Annotated in this window: 13 protein-coding genes; 12 read left to right on the top strand and 1 reads right to left on the bottom strand. The window is 47.4% G+C overall.

Annotated elements, in window-relative coordinates; translation table 11 throughout:
• Both AC6ESP_RS25515 and AC6ESP_RS25510 read left to right on the top strand, forming a co-directional pair.
• On the top strand, positions 1–885 hold the full coding sequence (locus AC6ESP_RS25515) for an ABC transporter ATP-binding protein (protein ID WP_497099541.1): 885 nt from the start codon (positions 1–3) through the stop codon (positions 883–885).
• Between the two features lie 125 nt (positions 886–1,010).
• Entirely contained in the window at positions 1,011–3,686 is a 2,676-nt protein-coding gene (locus AC6ESP_RS25510) for an endo-1,4-beta-xylanase (RefSeq protein ID WP_497099540.1), read from the top strand.
• Between the two features lie 136 nt (positions 3,687–3,822).
• Here the strand turns inward: AC6ESP_RS25510 and AC6ESP_RS25505 are convergent, their stop codons facing one another.
• On the bottom strand, positions 3,823–4,581 hold the full coding sequence (locus AC6ESP_RS25505; RefSeq protein WP_497099539.1) for a helix-turn-helix transcriptional regulator: 759 nt from the start codon (positions 4,579–4,581) through the stop codon (positions 3,823–3,825).
• 292 nt (positions 4,582–4,873) lie between these two features.
• On the opposite strand from AC6ESP_RS25505, the gene AC6ESP_RS25500 reads away from it, so the two are divergent.
• From AC6ESP_RS25500 to AC6ESP_RS25455, 10 genes are all read left to right on the top strand, one after another.
• Entirely contained in the window at positions 4,874–6,265 is a 1,392-nt protein-coding gene (locus AC6ESP_RS25500) for an ABC transporter substrate-binding protein (RefSeq protein WP_497099538.1), read from the top strand.
• A 194-nt stretch (positions 6,266–6,459) separates the two neighbouring features.
• Positions 6,460–9,255 carry an extracellular solute-binding protein gene (locus AC6ESP_RS25495; protein ID WP_497099558.1) on the top strand — a complete coding sequence of 932 codons (2,796 nt, stop codon included), beginning with the start codon at positions 6,460–6,462 and terminating at the stop codon, positions 9,253–9,255.
• Between the two features lie 101 nt (positions 9,256–9,356).
• Positions 9,357–10,229: a carbohydrate ABC transporter permease gene (locus AC6ESP_RS25490; RefSeq protein WP_497099557.1), complete on the top strand. Its 873-nt coding sequence runs from the start codon at positions 9,357–9,359 to the stop codon at positions 10,227–10,229.
• An 11-nt stretch (positions 10,230–10,240) separates the two neighbouring features.
• Positions 10,241–11,104: a carbohydrate ABC transporter permease gene (locus tag AC6ESP_RS25485; RefSeq protein WP_497099556.1), complete on the top strand. Its 864-nt coding sequence runs from the start codon at positions 10,241–10,243 to the stop codon at positions 11,102–11,104.
• A 16-nt stretch (positions 11,105–11,120) separates the two neighbouring features.
• The gene (locus AC6ESP_RS25480; RefSeq protein ID WP_497099537.1) at positions 11,121–12,584 is read left to right on the top strand and encodes a hypothetical protein; all 1,464 of its coding nucleotides are present in this window, start codon (positions 11,121–11,123) and stop codon (positions 12,582–12,584) included.
• A complete protein-coding gene (locus tag AC6ESP_RS25475; protein WP_497099536.1) occupies positions 12,577–13,203 on the top strand; it encodes a Yip1 family protein in 627 nt (208 codons plus the stop codon). Before AC6ESP_RS25480 ends, AC6ESP_RS25475 begins: the two co-directional genes overlap by 8 nt.
• A gap of 16 nt (positions 13,204–13,219) precedes the next feature.
• Positions 13,220–15,772, top strand: coding sequence for a DUF5696 domain-containing protein (locus AC6ESP_RS25470; RefSeq protein ID WP_497099535.1), 2,553 nt, complete (start codon positions 13,220–13,222; stop codon positions 15,770–15,772).
• Positions 15,769–16,677, top strand: coding sequence for a carbohydrate ABC transporter permease (locus AC6ESP_RS25465; RefSeq protein ID WP_497099534.1), 909 nt, complete (start codon positions 15,769–15,771; stop codon positions 16,675–16,677). The genes AC6ESP_RS25470 and AC6ESP_RS25465 overlap by 4 nt, the downstream gene beginning before the upstream one ends.
• A 15-nt stretch (positions 16,678–16,692) precedes the next feature.
• Positions 16,693–17,640: a carbohydrate ABC transporter permease gene (locus tag AC6ESP_RS25460; protein ID WP_497099555.1), complete on the top strand. Its 948-nt coding sequence runs from the start codon at positions 16,693–16,695 to the stop codon at positions 17,638–17,640.
• Positions 17,641–17,746: 106 nt separating this feature from the next.
• Entirely contained in the window at positions 17,747–19,015 is a 1,269-nt protein-coding gene (locus tag AC6ESP_RS25455) for an endo-1,4-beta-xylanase (RefSeq protein WP_497099533.1), read from the top strand.
• Positions 19,016–19,416: the final 401 nt, after the last annotated feature.

Genomic DNA, 19,416 nt, shown 5'->3' with positions numbered 1-19,416 from the left:
ATGATTCATTGCGAAGGTCTCGTTAAAATTTATAAAATGGCGGATCTCGAGGTTTTTGCTCTGCAAGGGCTTGATCTGCAGATTGAGGACGGCGAGCTGATGGCGATTATCGGCAATTCAGGCAGCGGAAAGTCGACGCTGCTGAATATGCTCGGGGGTCTTGACAAGCCCTCGGCAGGCAAGCTGTTTGTGGACGGCAAAGATCTGCTGAAGTTTGGTGAGAAGGAGCTGGTAGCCTACAAGCGAGATACCGTTGGATTCGTATGGCAGAACAATGCTAGAAATTTAATTCCCTATTTGACCGCGCTGGCCAATGTCGAGCTGCCTATGCTGCTGCGCGGCAAACGCAAGCGGGCACGCGCGATGGAACTGCTCGAGGCTGTTGGGCTGGGCCATCGGATTCACAATAAACTTAACGAGCTGTCTGGAGGGGAGCAGCAGCGCGTGGCGATTGCCATCGCGCTGGCTAACGAGCCTAAGCTGCTGCTCGCTGATGAGCCAACAGGCTCGCTGGACACGAGTACGTCGAATCAAGTGCTGGATTTGTTCCGCTCGCTCAATCGCTCCATCGGCATTACGATTGTGATCGTCACGCATGATCCGCAGCTGGCCCGCAAGGTTGATCGGGTTGTTCAGATTCGAGACGGCAAAACCTCATCTGAGATGATCCGCAAAATATCGTATGCCACGATGCTAAGTAACGAGAGCGCTCAGCCTGAGGCTGAGAGCCACTTGGAGTACGCCGTTCTCGACAAGGCAGGGCGGCTTCAGATTCCGGTTGCGTTTCTCGATGTAGAAGGCTTTAGGGGAAGCAATAAAGTACGTGTGGAGATGGAGGACGGCCATATCATTCTCTATCCGTCAGATGCAATCAAATCGAGTTAGCTAGGGAACGAGCGGTGCCTATACATGGATTCCCCAGATGGTCTAACGATGCCATGTAGATTCCCGTCAGGGAGTTTGATGGAATATAGCTCAAATTAAGCTTGAGGAGAGGTGTTGTTCACACAATGAAGAGACTGTTGGTGATGGGATTGGCAGTTGTTCTCATGTTGTCCGTCTTAATGGTTGGACCATGGACGCAGCAGACAAATGCGGAGGAGGTACCGCCAGGGCAATCCGAGCGAATCGCAACGGATTTCGAGGATGGTACGGTCCAAGGCTGGCATGGAAGAGGAGGGAATGAAGTATTGTCCGCAGTTAGCGAGGCTGCTCATACAGGCTCCTACGGACTGCAAGTGACGGGCAGAACGGAGGGCTGGAACGGTCCGCTGCTCGATTTGAGCACCTTTATGGAAGTTGGCAACAATTATGGGTTTACAGCGTGGGTTCGACTGCCGGCAGGTATGAGCAGCGGCTCTATCTCGATGTTGATTCAGCGTACAACAGACGGCAATCCCTTCTATGAGCATGTTGCAGCCAAGACGGCTACCGCTGACGGCTGGGTGCAATTGTATGGTGAGTATAAGCTTGAGCATCCCGTTCAGAATGTAGACGTTTACTTGGAATCGTTTGACAATCCGACGCTTTCCTTTTATGTAGATGATGTTGTAATCGAGCGGGTCCCGGAGCCGGTTCCGATTGAAATCGAGCAGGATATTCCGAATTTAAAGGATGTGTTCGCGAATGATTTTTTGCTGGGATCTTCCCTTCTCGTCAATGAAATTGAAGATCCCACTGGCCCGGATGCGCAGCTGCTGAAAAAGCATTTTAATAGTCTCACTCCAGGGAATGAGCTGAAATGGGATGCGACCGAGCCGTTGGAGGGACAATTCAACTTCACAAGCTCGGATAAAATGATAGATTTCGCTGTGGATAACGGCATTGCCGCCCGTGGACATACGCTAATCTGGCATTCCCAGACTCCGGATTGGGTTTTCTATGACGAGAACGGCAATCTAGCCAGCAAGGAACTGCTGTACCAGCGGATGAAACGACATATTGATACGGTAGTTGGTCGATACAAAGGCAAGATATATGCGTGGGATGTTGTGAACGAGGTCATCGAGACGTACGACCAGAAGCCAGGCGGCTTGCGCAATAGTCTCTGGTACCAAATCGCAGGCGAGGAGTATATCGAGAAGGCATTCGAATACGCGCATGAGGCAGACCCTAATGCTATTCTCTACATTAATGACTACAACACGAATATCCCTGACAAGCGGCAAGCTTTGTATGATTTGATTAAACGGCTGAAGGATAAAGGAATTCCGGTTCAGGGAATTGGCCACCAGACGCATATCGGCATAGAGTATCCGCTGGTGAGTGAGCTTGACGATATGATTGCAGCTTTCCGGGATCTTGGCATCGATCAGCAGATTACCGAGCTGGACATGAGCATCTACACGAACGATACGGATTCTTATGAGTCATTACCGCTTGATCTGCAAATTAAGCAAGCGAATCGCTACAAGGAAATATTCGATGTATTCCATAAGCATGCGGATCAGATCAGCGCTGTCATCTTTTGGGGCAAGGACGATTGGAACACTTGGCTGCGTACCTTCCCTGTCGTACGCAATAATTGGCCGCTATTATTCGATGAACGGCTTCAGGCTAAATATGCATACTTGGCGCTTGTCGATCCCATGAAGGTTCCATTAGAAACGAAGCACGAAAGTGCTGTCGCCTCCACAGTGAAGGTAGACGGCAAGCTGGATGAGTCCTGGAGCTGGGCGAGAGCTGCTTCCATTCAACAGGCTGGAGCGACGGTGGCAGCTTATAAGACGTTATGGGATTCGAAGCAGCTGTATGTATGGATTGATGTAGTGGACGCAACCCCGAACAAGAATGATGCAGTTGAGCTATTCATTGATGCTGATCATAATAAGTCAACGGTCTACCACAAGGACGATAAGAAGTATATCTTCAAGCGGAATGGATCGGGCTCAAGCGACAAGTCCAAGTATAAAGCGGTGAAGACAGCAACAGGCTATCGTATTGAGGCGTCTATCTCTGGACTTGGCGCATCCATCGGCAAAGAAATAGGGTTCGATGTGCGAATCTCCAACACTTCAGGTACAACGGTGACAAAGACTTCGTGGAATGATATCCATAATGGGCAGGATTCCGATACTTCGAGATTCGGCGACCTTACCTTCATTGAAGGTCCACGCGTTGCAACGGCTAATTATGGAACGCCGGTCATCGACGGCACAATTGATGCTGTGTGGCGCAACGCCAAATCAATGACGACCGACCGCTGGGTACAGGGGACATCCGGTTCAACTGCAAAGGTACGGACGCTTTGGGATGGCCATCGCCTGTACGTACTGGCGGAGGTAACGGACTCGCTGCTTACAAAGCGCAGCGGCAATGTATGGGAGCAGGATTCCGTTGAAATCTTCATCGATCAGAATAATGCAAGAAGTGCTGCTTATGATTCAGATGACGGGCAGTATCGGATCAACTTCGACAACGATGTGTCTGTCAATCCGGATTCGTCCAGCGCCAGGCTGGTCTCTGCTGCGAAGCGTACAAAAAGCGGATACATTATTGAAGCTTCCATTGCATGGAGCGGAAAGGCGCCGAGGTCTGGCAGTATAATCGGGTTCGACGTTCAAGTTAACAATGATGAGAATGACGACGGTGTTCGCGACAGCATCGCAATATGGAATGATGCATCTGGCATGTCATGGAGTCAACTGTTCGGGATCGGAGTCTTAAAGCTTGCCGGATCACATTAATGTACGCCATAGATCGTTATACTTCTTCTTAAGATCATAAATAAAGACAAAGGCCCTGCACTCTGCTCCTGCAAAGTGTCAGGGTCTTTTAACACAACATGTTGTGCATACAAGAATCAGTCGGAAAAGAAAGCGCTTACGCTGTAATGAAAATCATTTTTCTATATTCATTAGCGCTTACCCCGGTATAAGCTTTGAACTTCTTATAGAACCAGTCCATTTCGGTATATCCGACCTCGTTCGCGACTTCATAAACCTTTAGTTCCGTATTCTCGAGCAGCAGCTTCGCCTTTTCCATTCGCTGCTGAAGTAGGTACTCGTTAAAGGTCATATTCTCATAATATTTAAATTTCTGGCCGAGATAGGAACAGTTAAAGTGCAGGATGTTCGAAATATGCTTCAACGTAATGTTCTGATTCAGCGATTCGTCGACAAACTCCTTCACCTTCTCAATGATAGGACTGGAATTCTGCATTTCTAATTCATTTGACCGTAATGATAGCGCTTTATTTTTATCGTTAGAAAAATCCAGCTCACGTTTGATGGCTTGCAGGCTTGCTATGAGCTCTGCTTGTGATACCGGATTAGGCAAATAATCGTTGATCTGATAGAAGAGAGCCTTGCGGGCAAGCTGGAAGTCATGGCTTCCACCGACAAAGATGATCGGAACGCGGCTCTGCTTGCGGATATAATCACATAAAAGCAGAGCCTCGTTATGTGCGTCGTTCATACTAATCAATATAAGAGAATATCGGCTTCTGTCGAGCAATGAGACAGCAGCTGCGGGACTGCCAGAATATACGTCCAGTTCAAATCCCATTTGACTCCATTCCATCATAGCTTGCAGCGTCTCCATCGACCGTGGGTCGGATTCGACAAGCAGTATTTTATACATGATGGTTACCTCCTATTGTATTCGCCATACATCAATCATCTTCATAGCAGCCTTGAGCGTATGCCGCCTTCTTCGTCAGATACTACACTACCCTTTTATTATGTAAATTGGAGAGGCTCTAAACAATGTGCTTTTCTTTGCATAGCCCGCAAGTTTTTACCTGTTATTGCAAACATGCGAGGGTGAGAAATACGGACCTAGAGTTTGAGGGGTAGAACAACTGATATCCAGCAGGTTGTTGCTTATCCTATGAAAGCGCTACACTTTCGTTGTAGTTATCACAGAAGGGGGTATGAAAGTGAACAATCGTAAGACGATGTTAACCATGCTATTTGTGTTGATTCTAGTTCTCACCGCGTGCAGCGGCAATTCAGGCAACAGTGTGAACACGGGGACTAACAACGGCTCGAGCAATGGCTCAAGCAACGGTGCAGTCACGGAAGCGACAGTGCCGGAAGAGGAAGAAGAGGAAGTGACCAGTACGCCTGAAATGGATTTTGACATGGGCGGAAGAACAATCAAGGTCGTAGCTTGGTGGAATATGGAAATACCAGAGGACAACCCTGATAACATTCAAAGAAAGAAAAACCTGGAAGAATTAATGAAGAAGCACAACTTCAAGATCGAGTACGTCGCAATTGATTTCGGTGAGTATCAGCAAAAAGTAACGGCTTCCTTATTGGCTGGAGAACCAGTCGGCGATATCGTGCGTTTGGGTAAAAACTATACGATCCCGACGCTGGTCAAGCAAGATTTGTTATGGCCGATTGATGAATATACGAAGAATGAAAAAGTATTCAATCAGAAGGTTACGAACGAGTTCATGCAATATGAAGGAAGAGGCTATGGCTTTACTGAAGATCACTCTGGTCTTGTTCAAGGGGTATTCTATAACCGTACCTTAATGAATCAGCTTGGTGTGAAGCCGCTTCAAGATTATGTGAACGAAGATAATTGGAACTGGGATACATTCGTACAAGTTGCTAAGGAAGCGAACAAAGACACGAACAACGATGGCAAGCTGGACACATGGGGGCTGGCGAATTCTCAAGTGGTGGAGCACGCGATGTACTCTAACAATGCTCACCTGACCAAAGGGAATATGCAGAATCTCGATGACCCTGCAACGCAAGAAGCGTTGAATTTCTTGTCTAAGCTGGCTACTGAGAAAGTATACAGACCAACAGAAGGCGGCGATTGGACGGAGCCGGGTCAATTCTTCCGTCAAGGAAACACATTAATGATTGCTGGAGCAATCTATGATCTTGCTGGTTACCAAACGGATATGCCAGATGCGGATATCGGCTTCATTCCATTCCCGAAAGGCCCAAGCGAAACAGAATATCATTCTGGTGAAGGCGCATTCCAGTCACTAACCATTCCGAAGGCGGTCGAGAATCCGGAGCAGCTGATTTACATTTGGGAGAAAATTAACGACATCGAATCCGAATATGATTATCCAGGTCAAGCGAGTCTGGAATCCTTGTTCAAAACAGAGGATGACATCAACAATGCCAAAATGGTAGGAGCTGGCATGATTGTATTCGACCATGGAACATTCGGTGACAACCTGAAGTTCTGGGACTTCGTAGGCGAGATTAACAGCGGAACCTCGGTGTCCACAGTCGTTGAGAAGTATAAATCCGTGTTCCAAGCGGCGATTGATGCCGTGTATAGCAATTAATAGGTAAACAAATCGTGCAGAGCAGTCCCCATTTAGAAGCTTCTATTATGGGGACTGTTGTTGAATGTAAACTTTTGCAGCAGGAGGGAGAAAGGTTGAACTTCAGAAAAAAGAACTACGTCATTGCTCTACTAGTTCTTGTCGTGCTAGTAACGTCCATTTGGACTTTCTACCCTTCCCGTTCATCCGATACCATGAGAGCCTCGGCGAAGGCAGAATTCACCGCTATAACATCTTCAGTTGCAGAAGGCGATTATGATAGCTACTTGGCTAACCATTCGAATGCCAAGAGGCCAGACGAGATTATACGGATTGAGGGGGAGAACTTCTCGGAAACGACTGGCGAAGGATTTGAAATTTCGGATCAGCTTGATGGATTGAACGGTAAGGCGGTCATTACACCGGAATCTGGAAGCATCACTTGGGATGTATCATTGGCACATGCTGGCCTGTACAATGTGAGGCTTCATTATTTGCCAATCGAAGGAAAAAGCTCGGCCATCGAGAGACATTTATCTATTAATCAAGAGGTTCCGTTTAAAGGTGCGGATATTATTTTGTTTGATCGTGTATGGGGAAATCGATTAGAGGAAGTGGAGAGAGACGATCGTGGCAATGATCTTCGTCCTAGGCAAGTGGAGAAGCAATCCTGGCAAATCTCTGCCATTACGGATCGTAACGGTTATTATGACGAGCCTTATTCCTTTTACTTCGAGAGCGGGCAGCAATCGATTTCCTTGATGGCCCTAAGGGAACCGATGGCGATTGATTATATTGAGCTGTACCAAGATCCTGAATTAAAGACGTATGAAGCGGTTAAGAGCCAATACGAGGCAGATGGTATCAAGCCTGCTGAGGGTAAGTACATTGAAATTCAAGCGGAGGATGCTGTTTATAAGTCTTCACCTACCTTGTACCCCGTAACCGATCGATCCAGCCCAACTGTTATTCCTTACGATGTATCGAAGATTAGAATCAATACGATTGGCGGAACGAACTGGAAGCTGCCAGGGCAATGGGTTGAGTGGGATGTTGAGGTGGAAGAGGATGGATTGTATCAAATCGCGCTTAAGCAGAAGCAGGATCAGCTTCGCGGGGTGTATGCTACCCGCAGCTTGACGATCGACGGGAAAATTCCTTTTCAAGAAATGAAGCGTTTACGGTTCGATTTCAATCTGGATTGGCAGATGAATGTGCTGGGCGGCGATGAGCCTTATTTGTTCCACCTGACGAAGGGAACGCATCGCATTCGCATGATGGTCTCACTTGGCGACATTGCTCCATTGATTCGAACCATCGAGTCCAGCGTGCTGCAGTTGAACGAAATGTACAGAAAAATACTGATGATCACATCCAATACGCCGGATACATTCCGTGACTATCAATTGGAGAAACGGATTCCAGGGATGGTAGAGACGTTCAGGGAACAAGCGGAAATTATTAAAAGCGTAGCTGATTATTTGGAGCAAGCAACCGGCGAGCGAAGCGATAAAGTAGCTGTTCTTCACACGATGGTCAGTCAACTGGAGGAGATGGTGGATGATCCTGAGACGGTTCCTGGCCGATTGCAAGCCTTCAAGATAAATGTCGGTGGTCTCGGAACCTGGATTCTTACTGTACGTGAGCAGCCGCTTGCCTTGGATTATTTAATCGTCTCTTCTCCAGGCCACAAGCTGCCAAAGGCGGAGGCGACGTTCCTACAGGAGGTTAGACATGAGCTTGGTGCTTTTGCTGCCTCTTATTTCGAGGATTACGATAGTATCGGAAATACTCAGGGAGAGCAGGACAGCAAGATTACGGTATGGATCACAACTGGACGAGATCAGGCACAAGTATTGAAGAGCTTGATTGACGATTCCTTCACACCGGAATCGAATATCTCGGTTGAACTCAGACTTGTACCGGGCAACATCCTGCTGCCGGCTACGCTCGCCGGCGAAGGGCCTGACGTTGCCATGCAGATCGGCGAAGATGTTCCGGTGAACTACGCCATGAGGGAAGCCGCAGCTGACTTGACGGAATTCGAGGATTTCAGCGAAATCGCCTCCAGATTTCATGACAGCGGGCTTGTACCTTATAAATACGATAAAGGTGTATTTGCTCTTCCAGAGCAGCAGTCGTTCCCGATGCTCTTCTATCGCAAAGATATTCTTGAGGAGCTGGGCCTTACACCGCCACAGACCTGGCAGGATATTTATAACATGATTTCTGTGCTTCAGAAGCACAATATGGAATTTTGGCTGCCCATTGAGGCAACGAATGCGAGCTTGGTTCCGAATGCAACGTATTCCATGCTGTTATTTCAGAATGAAGGCGAGTTTTATAAGGACAACGATAAGAAGACTGCGCTGGATTCCGAGATTTCTATGGAAGTATTCAAGAAATGGACGCAATTCTATACCAACTATAAATTCCCGCTGCTGGCGGACTTTCCTAACCGTTTCCGTACCGGAGAGATGCCAATTGGCATAGTCGATTATACAACGTATAACATGCTGACGGTCTTGGCACCGGAGATTAAAGGGCTGTGGGACTTCACGCTTGTACCTGGAACCATGAAGCCGGATGGCACTATTAATCATGAAGTAGCCAGCCATACAACCGCAGTGATGATGCTTGAGAATTCGGATAACAAAGAGGCCTCGTGGGAATTCATGAAATGGTGGACGGGGAAGGAAACGCAAATCGCATACGGTCGTGAGATGGAAGGTCTCATGGGTGAAGCAGCTCGTTATCCGACAGCTAATGTTGAAGCGCTTCAGGAATTGCCGTGGCCTGTTAAGGATTACAATAACCTGGCAAGTCAGTGGGAATGGGTTAGAGGGATTCCTCAGGTACCTGGCGGTTACTTCACGGGCCGTCATCTGGATAATGCGTTCCGCAAAGTCGTCAACGCGAATGAGAATTCTCGGGAAGCATTGAATGATTATGTGCTGTATATTAACGACGAAATCGATATTAAACGGAAAGAATTCAATTTACCGCAATAGTTTGGGGGTGGAATCCATTGCAAGCCGAAACAACAAGTCAAGCCGTATCTAACGTTATCCATCCGAAAAAGAAATCCAAATTAGCGAATACATGGACGGAGATGAAGAAAAACAAGCATTACTACATTCTGATGAGTCCGTATATGCTGATCTTCTTTACCTTCACGGTCATCCCGGTCGTATTCTCGTTAGTGCTTAGCTTCTTTTATTTCAATATGCTTGAGTTTCCTAGGTTTGTCGGATGGCAGAACTACTCAAGACTTTTCCTGAACGATGATGTCTTTATGATTGCAGTGAAGAATACGTTCATGTTCGCGGTTGTTACTGGACCGGTCAGCTACATTGCCTGCTTTATTTTTGCATGGATCATTAACGAGCTCTCACCCAAGGTAAGGGCATTCATGACTTTGATCTTCTATGCACCAGCGATTTCTGGCAACGTATTCTTTATTTGGCTAATCGTATTCTCTGGTGACAGATACGGTTATATGAACGGTTTTCTAATTAAGTTCGGGTTCTTATTGGAGCCTATTCAATGGCTGACGAATGAAAAGTATATTCTTATGATTGTCATCATCGTTCAGCTCTGGCTTAGTCTGGGTACCAGCTTCCTGGCGTTTATTGCCGGTCTGCAGACGATTGATCAGTCGCTTATTGAAGCTGGTGCGATGGACGGAATCAAGAACCGTTGGCAGGAGCTGTGGTTCATCACGCTGCCCTCGATGAGGCCGCAGCTGATGTTCGGCGCAGTGATGCAAATTACGGCCTCACTGGCGGTAGCTGATATTACAATCGCGCTTGCCGGCTTCCCGAGCGTCAACTATGCGGCTCATACTGTCGTTACGCATCTTATGGACTTTGGTACGATTCGATTCGAGATGGGCTATGCGTCCGCCATCGCAACCGTACTCTTCGGAATTATGATCGGAACCAATATGATCACCCAAAAACTGCTCAGAAAGGTGGGTGAGTAACGTTGGTCAAAATGTTGGCAGCCTTCCGAACACCGAGAAAGCTGAATCGCTCGTTTACCGTCAGCTTTCTACTGTTCGCGTTCCTTGCCTTATTCGGAGCCTTCATGGCGTTGCCTTTGCTGTATGCGGTGAACAATGCCTTTAAACCGCTGGATGAGTTGTTCGTTTTCCCGCCGCGATTTTTTGTGAACAATCCGACTATGGATAATTTCTACGATCTGGTAGCTCTGATGGGCAATTCCTGGGTACCCTTGTCCCGTTATATTGCCAATACGCTGCTGATTACTATTCTCGGGACAACTGGCCATATATTGCTGGCCTCGGCTGCGGCTTATCCGCTTGCGAAATATCGATTTCCCGGCTCGAATGTCTTGTTCTCGATCGTTGTACTGGCATTAATGTTCTCGGGTCATGTTACCGCCATTCCGAACTATATGGTCATGTCCTGGCTTGGCTGGATTAATACACATGCTTCCATTATTGTGCCGTCGCTTGCCTTCCCGCTAGGACTGTTCCTCATGAAGCAATTCATGGAGCAGGTTCCGACTGCGTTGCTGGAAGCGGCCAAAATTGACGGAGCGAACGAATACCGGATTTATTGGAGCATCGTCATGCCGAATGTGAAGCCCGCCTGGCTCACGCTTATGATTCTGCAGTTCCCTGCCTTATGGGGAACCGATGGAGGCAGCTTCATATACAGCGAGAACCTGAAGACGCTTCATTATGCGTTAGGGCAAATAACAGCGGGAGGAATAGCACGCGCTGGTGTTGGGGCAGCGGTTGCACTCATCTTGATGGTTGTTCCGATCACACTCTTCATCATCTCTCAGAGCAGCGTCATTCAGACGATGGCAACCTCAGGAATGAAAGAGTAGAAGGGAGATTTGCACGATGTTCAAGGGCAAACCAAAATTAAAAGTATATCTCCTTGCGGCGCTGTGCTGCCTTATAAGCTTAAGTACAGTCGGAGCGCCTATTCATGCATCAGGCGGTGCACCGTCCTATAATTATTCATTCTGGAACGATACCGTTGCAGCACCTTCTGCCTATGAAGCGACAGCCTTGCTGGACGGTGCAAGCCTCGGCGTCGGTCCATTCAATAGTCCAAGCGATATTCATGTCACGCTGGATAATGAGATTTATGTGCTGGATTCCGGCAATAACCGGATCGTTGTACTTGATCAGCAGTTTAATAGGGTTACTGTCATCGATTCCTTCGAGCGCGATGGGCAGACGGATACGTTCTTGAATCCGCAGGGCCTATTCGTTACAGATCAGAAGCATGTGATTATTGCTGATACAGACCATAAACGGGTTGTTCATCTGGATCAACAGTATAACTTGGTGAAGATTGTAGAGAAGCCAGAATCTGAGCTGCTGCAGGATAATTACGAGTTTAAGCCTGTTCGGGTTGTCATGGATCAGGCGCAGCGTATTTATGTGATGGCGCTCGGCGTATTTGATGGATTTATGGAGTTTAACACGAGCGGAGCATTTACATCTTTTATTGGCGCCAATAAAGTGCTTGTGGATCCGGTCGAGCTGCTCTGGAAACGGTTATCCACGCAAGCACAGCGAAGCCAGATGATCATGTTCACACCGACGGAATTTACTAATCTGGATATTAACGATGAAGGCTTCATCTATGCAACGAATGGAGATCTGTGGGGAGACAGAATCAAGAAGCTGAATGCCCAAGGCAATGATATTCTGAGGAGAAACGGATATTTCAGTCCGAATGGCGATATTCGCTATACGAGCGATATCGGGCCGTCAAGACTTGTGGATGTTGATGTTACGGATAGTGAGATCTATTCGGTCCTCGATTCTAAGAGAGGGCGGATCTTCACATACAGCGGTGACGGACATCTTATGTATATATTCGGCGGCTTAGGAAATAAGATAGGCGAATTCAACGAGCCGGCGGCTATCGATCGGTTAGGCGACGACTTTCTCGTTCTGGATAGAGCATACGGAGAAATAACCGTATTCCGTACGACGCAATACGGCCGGACATTGAACGAAGCAGTCAGAAGCTACTTCAGAGGCGAGGAAGAGAAGGCGCATCAGCTCTACGATCAGACGGTAAATATGAACGCTAATCTAGATTTTGCTTATTCGGGCATAGGTAAGGCGCTGCTCAGGCAAGGCGATTATCAGGAATCATTGGCGTATTTCAAGCAAAGCTATGATCAGAAAAATTATTCGAAAGCGTTCCTGCTGTATCGCAAGCAAGTGCTGAGAGAACATTTCGGGACAATTATGACCGTCATTATTGCATTAATTGCAGGTGCACTGCTTATAAGAGCCTATCGGAAAATGAAGGGTAGAAAGAGGGTCGTTTCGATTGAATAGAGAGAACATCAGATACCCGTTTTATCTCATCTTTCATCCCTTTAACGGCTATTGGGATCTTAAATATGAGCGCAGCAAGAAGACGAACCTAATTCTATCCTTTGTCATTCTGGCATTACTGGCTATAACGAATATATTAAGCAGCCAGTATAGCGGCTTTCTAGTCAATATCTATAATCCAGAGGTTGTAAACAGCCTTATGGAAGTCACGTACGTCGCACTGCCGGTGTTATTCTGGAGCGTAGCCAACTGGTCGCTTACGACGCTAATGGGCGGAGAAGGGAAGTTTGCAGAAATTTTCACCTCCACCTGCTTTGCCTTGATTCCCCTCGTCATCATTAACTTTCCTTGGATCTGGATAAGCAATTTTATTTCAACCCAAGAGACGGCCTTTTATTATTTTAGCAGCAGCGTTGCCGTGTTCTGGTCCTTATATCTGCTGTTTATAGGCAATATGACCGTGCACCAGTATTCACCCAGCAAAACGATTGCCACGATTATATTAACCATTGTGGCGATGGCGTTCATGGCATTCCTGTGCTTGCTGTTCTTTAGCCTGCTGCAGCAAATTATTGCTTTTGTTACCGTTGTTTACAAAGAAATCGTCATGAGGAACTAAGGAAGGAGTACCCAAGATGCCAATGGCCAGACATGCCTTATTGTTCGCGTTACTCTTACTCGGGCTTCTAATCGCGGGATGTTCCGGTTCCGACAATGCGAATCTAGCGGATAATAGTGAAGAGGCGACGACTGCGTTCACGAAGGGAGCGGCGCTCAAGGCTGCTTTCACGGATAGCAGCGTCGCTGGAATGAAGGGGATTGCTGAGAATGAGCAGCTGCGTTTGTTCATCGATGATGCAACAGGTGCAATTGCCGTGCTCCATAAGCTGAGCGGTGAAATCTTCCGCAGTAACCCGCTCGGCAGCGACAACGATCCCACAGCTACCGGGGTGAACAAAGCATTACTGACATCACAGATGAAGATCGATTATTATAACAGCTTCGGCCAGGTGAACTCAATTAATTCCTTCACGGATAGCGTTGCTTACGATCAAATGAAGTTCGACACGATTCCGAACGGGGTTCGTGTGACTTACCAATTCGGCAAAGCTGTGCGAGGCCCATCGGATCTTCCGTTGATGCTCAGTCCAGACCGGTTTAAGGAATTGTCCAGCAAGCTGGATAAAAACGGACAACGCACATTACGTATTGCTTATACAGAGGATACCGAGAAATCTGCCTACGTCCGCAATGACAAGGCGCTTGTTGGTCTTCAATTGGAACGCGCATTCCAAGCATTCGAGGATCTTGGTTATACAGATGAGGATCTGGAGCGCGATATGGCCGAGATGAACTTTACGCAGGAGGAGACTGCAGCGAGAATATTCCTTGCTTCCGTCGAGTATACGCTTGACAGCGATAGTCTCATTGTTAGGGTTCCTGTTGACGGCATTCAGGCACCGCCTGCATATCCAGTCGGCAGTATATCGGTTCTAAGTTTCTTCGGAGCTGGAGGAGAGGATGAGGCTGGCTCGATTTTCGTTCCAGATGGCTCCGGAGCACTTATCCACTTCAACAATGGCAAAACCAAATATCCGGCCTATCAGCAATCGGTATACGGTGCAGATCTAACGATGGAGGTTGTTGATTATGCCATTTCAGAACAAACGGTTCGACTGCCCGTATTTGGAATCATTCAAGAGGGCAGCGCGTTCCTTGGCATCATCGAGGAAGGGGCGCCAGCTGCTACTATCAATGCGGATATAAGCGGAAAATTAAACAGCTATAATTATGTCTACCCATCGTTTACCGTTATGAATAAGGGTGAAGTTACGCTGGAAGCGAATGGACAGGAGCGTACGCTGCCGAAATTTCAAGAGACTGCGATGAAGAGCGATTATACAGTCCGTTATGCCTTCCTAAGCGGAGAAGACGCTTCTTATCAAGGGATGGCCGATTACTATAGGAGCTATCTGGAGCAGCAGGGCGGACTTCCTGAGCGTAAAGCCGATAACGAATCGAAGGAGCTCCCGTTCTATGTTGGGCTGGTTGGGGGCATAGCCAAGCAGAAGCATTTTGCAGGTGTTCCTTACCAGACGATTGAACCACTTACTACGTTCGAGCAGACACAGCAAATCATTAGCCAGATGAAGGAACGAGACATCACTAATATTAAGCTCAAGTATGCAGGCTGGTTTAACGGTGGACTCAATCATAAAATTCCTGACGGTATCAAAGTAGATCGAGCTGTCGGCGGCAGTAAAGGATTACACAATTTGGTGTCATTCGCACGGGAGCAAGACATAGAGCTTTATCCGGACATTTCCATTCTTACAGCGCATACGGGAAAAGGGTTAGACGAGAAAGATGAAGCGGCTCGTACGTTAAGTGAAGTGCCTGCCTCATTCTATCCGCTTGATCTCGCGACTAATCGGCGTGACAGGAGCAAATCGCCATCGTTTGTCGTATCGCCGCGGAATGTTGGTTCGTATGTGGAAGCGATACTGAAAGACCTCAAAGGCTATGAGACGGGCGGCATTTCTCTTCGGGATATGGCCGATCAGCTTAATAGCGAGTTTTTGAAGAACAAGCAAGTGGACAGGACAGAGTCAGAGGATATATCGATTCAAGCATTAAGCGATATTCGTAAGGGGAATTTGAAGATATTGGCCGAAGGCGGCAATGCCTATGCGCTGCCATACTTGTCTGATATCACGAATGCGCCGATGTCTAACAGCGCCTTCAAGCTTGAGGATGAGGCCATTCCATTCTATCAGATGGTCATTCGCGGCTATATCGATTATACCGGAACACCTTACAATTTAACCTCGTATACCAATGTTCAGCAATATATTCTGAAATGTTTGGAGTATGGCTCCGGCGTTTATTTTGAATGGATCCATGAGCCTAATTACAAGGTGAAGGATACAGAGTTTAACCAGCTGTACGCCGTCAATTACAAGCTCTGGCTGGATCAAGCCGCGGACATTTATAAGGAAGTGAATGCCGTTCTGAACAATGTCCAGAATGAGCCGATCATTGCGCACGAGAAGCTTGGCGAAGGGCTATTCAAAACCGTCTATCAGAATGGCAGGTATGTCATCGTGAACTACACGGATAAGCAAGCGACAGTCAATGGGGTAACGGTGGATGCCGAGGGTTATGTGACGGGTGGTGAGCAATCTTGAAGCCGATAATGAAGCTTGTCTATAAACAAAGGACGTATGCGCAGCAGAAGGCGGTGTGGGGATTTCTCTATGTTTTGCCCTGGCTGCTTGGATTTGTGTTCTTCTTTCTCATTCCATTATTGTCTTCCTTGCAGTACAGTCTTAGCTCAATCAAGGCTAATTCCAGTGGCATGTCCATTCAGTACATCGGTTTTGCCAATTATATAGAAGCGCTGACCATCAACACGAACTTTAACCGTACATTAGTAGATTCGATCGTCAATATGGTGGTCAACGTTCCGTTAATCGTCATATTCAGCTTGTTTCTTGCCGTATTGCTGAATCAGAGGTTTATAGGCAGAGCAGTAGCCAGATCAATCTTCTTCCTTCCGGTTATCCTCGCTTCCGGTGTCATCGCGACCTTGGAGGCGTCCAGCTTAGTGCAAGCGATCAATGAGCAAAATGCCAACGGCGGCTTTTTCTCTACCGGTACAGTCGAAATGGCTAACCTGATGCTGAGATCCGGTGTGAATGAAGATATCGTCTATTACTTGATGGACGCTGTTGAACGAATCTACCAGATTGTAAGCCAATCGGGCGTGCAAATCCTGATCTTCCTGGCTGGCATTCAGACGATATCGCCTCAGCTCTATGAAGCGTCCAAAATCGAAGGTGCTACGGGCTACGAAGCATTCTGGAAAATCACGTTTCCGATGGTTAGTCCACTTATTCTCGTCAACGTGATTTATACGATTATCGACTCCTTCTCGAGCAACAATATGACGATGCTTATTAAAGAAACAGGCTTTACGAGCTTTAACTTTGGGCTCAGCTCTGCGATGGCTTGGCTATATTTCCTAGCGATCATGATTATTTTATTCATCAGCACTTATTTCATATCCAAGCGGGTCTTCTACCAGGATTAAAGGAGCGTGAGAGCATTGATATTGTCCCGATTATTATCGCTAGAGACCTGGAAGCGATGGCTGTGGTCGATCGTCCGGCTGGTGTTGATTGCAGGGTTATCGTTCGTGATTCTGTATCCTATTATTCAGAAGATCACGACAGCGATCAAGGACAAATCCGACCTGTATTCGCCTATCGTCGTATTCATTCCCGAGCATTTTACGCTCGATAATTTCAAGCAAGCTATTGCTATTATGGATTATTGGAAAACATTGCTCAATACGTTCACACTAACGGGAATCACAACGATTCTAACCGCTGTATCTTGTGCATTAGCCGGATACGCATTCGCGCGACTTAAATTTAGAGGGAGCAATCTGCTCTTCGCTGGCGTTATTCTTACGATTCTGGTACCGCCTACGACGATTTTGATCCCGATCTATATGAACTTGAAGGATTTCACCCTAATGGGGCTGATTCCTTTATTGACAGGCAAATCAGTGAATTTGCTAGATTCGTATTGGCCGTTCATTCTGACCTCTATAACGGGAAATTCGCTTAAAGCTGGCCTATATATTTTTATATTCAGGCAGTTCTTCAGAGGCATTCCGAAGGAGGTGGAGGAAGCAGCTTATATTGATGGAGCGGGAGTGGGGAGTACATTCCTCCGAATCATGCTGCCGAACGCTATTCCAGCTATCGTAACGGTCTTGCTCTTCTCGTTCGTATGGCAATGGAATGACAGCTTCTTCACGACAACGTATTTGACGTCCAGCAACGTGATGTCTACACAATTGGCATCTCTGCCATACAATTTGTCCATCCTTCTTGAGGGCGGCGTAACGACCAATAAAGATCCGTTCTACATGAGCATGGTGCAGGATACCGGTATTCTGCTGGCAATTCTGCCGCTTGTTATTCTTTATTTGTTTGTTCAGCGGTATTTTGTCGAGAGTATTGAACGTACTGGAATTGTCGGATAATCTGATTTACGCAAGCGCCTTGTGGAATCGGCTAGTACTGGCCTAATTCCGCAAGGCGTTTCTTGCTCAATCACCTATATATACGAATAGAAAGGCGGGCAATGAAATGAATCGTGTAAGTCGAAAATGGAAAATGGGTATTACGACAGTTGTCCTATTAATTATTATTGCTGCCGTTCTCATGCTTAATAAAGACAAGCCAGAGGTACCCATGCTGTCAGACGTCTCGAACGAATCAATGGGAGGACAATCGGAAGCTCCGTCAGCAAGCGCGGGTGCTTCGGATGTAGGAGCGGAGCCGATGGGCGTACAAGCAACGCAGCCGCCCGAGCCATCAGTCGAGGCGGATATTCCGTCTCTCGCAGAAACGTATACGGATTATTTCCCTATAGGAGCAGCCATTGAACCGTTCCAGATGGAGGGGCTCAAGGCAGAGCTGCTGAAGAAGCATGTGAACATGCTTGTCGCCGAGAATGTGATGAAGCCGGATGCCATCCAGCCTACTGAAGGCAGCTTTAATTGGGACAACGCGGATCAGCTGGTCGAATTTGCGAAGCAGAACGGTATGGAGGTGCGCTTCCATACGCTCGTATGGCATAGCCAGGTGGGCGCTTGGTTCTTCAAGGATGCCAACGGTGAACCAATGGTTGACGAGACAGATGCGAGCAAGCGTGAAGCGAACAAAAAGCTGCTGCTCGAGCGGCTCGATACTCATGTCCGAACGATCGTCGAACGATATAAGGACGATATCAAGTCTTGGGATGTAGTGAACGAAGTCATTGAACCAGGCGATCCGGATGGGATGCGAGCGAGTGACTGGTACAAGATTACGGGAACGGCATTTATCGAGACCGCGTTCCGCGCTGCACGCGAAGCAGGAGGTCCAGATGCCAGACTGTACATTAACGATTATGGGACAGACAATCCTGCCAAGCGGGACAGACTGTATGAGTTAGTGAAGGAATTGCTAGACAAAGGAGTTCCGATTGACGGTGTTGGGCATCAGACGCATATTAGCATTCATGGACCTAGCGTTGAATCTATCATTGAAGCTATGAAGAAATACAGCGAGCTCGGGCTCGACAATCTGGTTACGGAGCTTGATATGAGCCTCTATGCGTGGAACGATCGCAGTGATTACGGAGCCGCGATACCGGATGAGGTGCTGAAGCAGCAGGCGGATCGATATGGCGAGCTGTTCGATGCGTTCAAGGCGAATGCAGATATCCTAAGCGGCGTCGTATTCTGGGGGATAGCGGACGATCATACCTGGCTTAGCTCGTTCCCGATAAAACGGACGGAAGGACCATTTCTGTTCGACCAGCAGCTGCATGCGAAGCCGGCGTTCTGGGCGATTGTCGATCCGGAGGATTGAAGGTTCGAAATACAAGTGTGATGGGGGAGCTGGTCATTATGGATACGAAGCGAGGAGAGAAGGTCATCCCAATCCGTCTAACGTTCTGAATAAGAGTTTGTTTGATTCCGATTTAACTAAAGGGAGTTTCGATCTTGTGACAATGATTGGTTCTGCTGTCATTGAAGTCGGTGATCTGGAGAAGTGTCTTGAAGCATCAGTCGGATTGCTGAAGCAGGGTGGCCAACTTATGCTAATGGCTCAATCGTGGAAAATACCTATAGAAAACGTTGAGCTTTATGTCAGAGACAACAGTCTTCAACTCGAACAGAGTTCTCGGTATGACATGTTCCCCAATTATCCGTTCTATATTTGTTTAATTCGCAATAACGGTTACTAGATTAAGCTTAGACGGCTGTCAA

The sequence above is a fragment of the Paenibacillus xinjiangensis genome (genome assembly GCF_059686975.1).
This window is presented reverse-complemented; position numbering and strand designations above follow the sequence as displayed.